General features: G+C 27.3%; 4 protein-coding genes. All 4 read left to right on the forward strand.

All coding sequences use genetic code 11. The features are described 5' to 3' along the window. The first annotated feature begins 70 nt into the window (after positions 1–70). Positions 71–970, forward strand: coding sequence for an ABC transporter ATP-binding protein (locus RWN11_RS07775; RefSeq protein ID WP_314161164.1), 900 nt, complete (start codon positions 71–73; stop codon positions 968–970). After that, positions 970–1710: an ABC transporter permease gene (locus RWN11_RS07780; protein ID WP_314161165.1), complete on the forward strand. Its 741-nt coding sequence runs from the start codon at positions 970–972 to the stop codon at positions 1708–1710. The genes RWN11_RS07775 and RWN11_RS07780 overlap by 1 nt, the downstream gene beginning before the upstream one ends. Positions 1711–2203: 493 nt before the next feature. Then, complete coding sequence (locus tag RWN11_RS07785; protein WP_314161166.1) at positions 2204–2872, forward strand: histidine kinase; 669 nt, start codon at positions 2204–2206, stop codon at positions 2870–2872. A gap of 16 nt (positions 2873–2888) precedes the next feature. After that, positions 2889–3361, forward strand: a 473-nt coding sequence (locus RWN11_RS07790) for a response regulator transcription factor (RefSeq protein WP_314161167.1), incomplete at its 3' end; no start/stop codon positions are given.

A 3361-nucleotide genomic window follows, 5' to 3' on the forward strand; every position in this document is an offset into this window, starting at 1 on the left:
ATGACATTACCTACTAAAAGACACTCTCCTACTTTGATATAATTTAATTATCAAAGATGAGGTGAACAAAATGTCATTAAATAATATTATAGAAGTTAAAAACATAACAAAAACAATTAAAGGGAAAAACATCTTAAATGATATTTCTTTTGAAGTGAATTCTGGTGAATGTATTGCTTTAATCGGACCAAATGGAGCTGGTAAGACTACCCTAATGAACTGTCTATTAGGAAATAAATTTATCAATTCAGGTTCAATAAAAATTAACTCTTTAAATCCAGGTAACCAAAAACTAAAAGAATTTCTTAACATACTTCCTCAGGAAAATGTTGTTCCTGAAAAACTAAAAGTAAAAGAACTACTCGATTTTATACAGAAATTATATGAAAATCCATTAACAAATGAAGAAATCGATGAACTACTAAGATTTGATGATTCTCAAAAAGATAATTTCGCTTCTAAATTATCAGGAGGCCAAAAAAGATTGTTATCTTTTATTATTACATTAATAGGACGACCAAAATTAATTTTCTTAGATGAACCAACAGCTGGCATGGATACATCAACACGTATCAGATTTTGGGAAATTGTGAATAACTTAAAAAATAAAGGTTTAACTATTATTTATTCTTCTCATTACATCGAAGAAGTAGAACATACTGCAGATAGAATCTTAGTTCTAAATAAAGGAAAACTAGTTCGTGATACTACTCCACATGCTATGCGTGCTGAAGAAATTGAAAAATACTTCACACTACCTATAAAATATCTAGATTTATTGAAAGATAGTGATATTATAAATAATTTAGAAATAAAAACAGATAATATTAATTTCTTAACAAAGAAACCAGATGAAATATGGAATATATTACATCAAGCTGGTTGCACATTTAAAGAAATTGAAATTCAAAATAGAACTTTATTAGATAGTATTTTTATAACTACAAAAGATAACGGAGGAGATAAATAATGAAAAATCTTGCTAACTTATTAAACATAGAATTTATATTCATAAAAAGAAACTTAACTAATTTTATTATGGGATTAGGTTTTCCAGTTATCTTCTTTATACTATTTTCTGGAATGCAACAATTCGATGATCCTGAAACAAAAATACGCGTTGTAAAAGATATGCTTATTTCAATGACCGCATTCAGCAGTATAAGCTTCGCTTTATTTTCTCTTCCTATTTCTATAAAAGAAGATGAGAAAAATAACTATCTACACATATTAAATAATTCTCCAGTAATAATATCTGAATATTACCTTGCTCGTTTTATTCGTCTAATAATTACATTTATTATATCAATAGTTGTTGTGTTCGCTGTTGGTCATATCTTTAGAGACGTTAATATGACAGCTCGCGAATGGATTATGTCAGCTGTTCTAATGCTTATTGGAAGTATTACATTTTTAGGTATGGGATTACTACTAAGTCTTATTAAATCAGAAGAAAAATTATCACTTCTTGCCAATATATTATACCTAGGACTTGCTATGTTAGGTGGACTTTGGTGGCCTGTTTATCTTTTCCCAGAATGGTTACAAAATATATCTAAACTGACACCAACCTACTATCTATTAGAGTTCGTTAATAAATATATTAAAGAAGATATTTTCTCTTATAAAGCTCTAGCTATACTTCTAGCCTACTCAATTGCATGTATAATTGCTACATTGGTAATAAAAAACAAAAGAGAATCAAAATAATAACATAATAGTGTGGATATATTATTCACACTATTATATTATTGTGGTATTATTAAAGAATAAGGAGGCTGAAATGTATAAAAAATTACTAAATTTATTAAAGGGAAATTATGGATTTTATTTATCATTGGTATTTTTTATATTCGCATTTGTATATGTTATCGATGGAAGTTATCCTAAATATATATTACCCTTAACTATTCTCGCCATTGCTTCATATATAGGAATGTTATATACAAAAAATAAAATTCTTGTTTTTACAGAATGGTTTTATTTAATTGCTTATATCAGTTACATGACCATTGTTTTACATCCAACTAATATTCTATTTAGTTTTTATCTGAGTAATTTGCTCGTTTGGCATTTTCAAGATAAATATTTTACTTATAGGACAATTAGTTTTTTCATAACTATAAATTGTCTAACATTGTATATAATTGCTAATCCAAAAATAAATATTGGAGATAGAATAATCCTATTTATTTTTTCTTCTATGTGTGTTATAACTTATTTTTTCCAAAAATATGCTTATGAAAAATCTAAATTAAAGAATGAACGTTTAAAACACAATGAACATATTAATCTGCTTCTTGCTGAAAATGAAAGAAATAGAATTGGACGCGACTTACATGATAGTATCGGCCATACTTTTGTAATGTTAAAATTAAAAGCAGAACTAGCTGAAAAATATTTAGAAAAAAATAATATTGAAGCAGCCAGAAATGAACTTAAAGAAATCAGTGAAATCAGTAGTTCTTCTATGACAGAAACGCGATCTATAATTAATAAGCTTAAATATAGAAGTATTAATGAAGAATTAAAAGTTATTTCAGATATTATGTCGATGGCTGATATTTCATTAGATATCGTTAATAATATGACTGCACTACCATCTCAGCTAGTAGAATGGACTATTACAATGGTACTAAAAGAATTAACGAATAATGTCATTAAACATAGTAATGCTAATAAATGCAATATTGAAATAAATGAATCTAGTAACAACTACACTGTTATTATCTCTGATAACGGTAATGGCTTTGAAAATATTAACGGAACAGAACTTTCTTCTATAAGAGAAAGAATAAAAATAGCTAATGGAGAGATTGAAATAGTTTCAAAAAAATCTCCCACAACTATCAAAGTAACAATCAATAAATAAAAAACAGGAGGACAATATGAAATTACTAATCGCTGAAGATCAAAGTATGTTACGAGGTGCAATGTCAACATTATTATCAATGGAAGATAGCGTTGAGAGTGTACTTCAAGCTAAAGATGGAAAAGAAGCAATAGATTTAATTTCTACTAATGATATAGATGTAGCTATACTCGATGTAGAGATGCCTGAAGCAACAGGATTAGACGTACTAGAATACATTCGTAGTAATAACATACATTGTAAAGTTGTTATTGTGACAACTTTTAAACGTATGGGATATTTTGAACGCGCCATAAAAAATAACGTAGATGCCTATGTACTAAAAGATCGTTCAATCGATGAACTTATGAAAACAATTAACAACGTCTTAGCAGGTAACAAAGAATACTCACCTGAACTAATGGAAAATATCTTCAATAGTCATAATCCATTAACAAATCAAGAAAAAATTATTCTTTTAAAAATTAAAGAAGGATTACCAAATAAAGA

The sequence above is a fragment of the uncultured Gemella sp. genome, from assembly GCF_963519265.1.
GTDB lineage: Bacteria > Bacillota > Bacilli > Staphylococcales > Gemellaceae > Gemella.

Excerpts from the sequence above, each read along its gene's own strand:
- RWN11_RS07775 (WP_314161164.1), top strand. The coding sequence starts at position 71 with ATGTCATTAAATAATATTATAGAAGTTAAAAACATAACAAAAACAATT.
- RWN11_RS07780 (WP_314161165.1), top strand. The coding sequence starts at position 970 with ATGAAAAATCTTGCTAACTTATTAAACATAGAATTTATATTCATAAAA.
- RWN11_RS07785 (WP_314161166.1), top strand. The coding sequence starts at position 2,204 with ATGTGTGTTATAACTTATTTTTTCCAAAAATATGCTTATGAAAAATCT.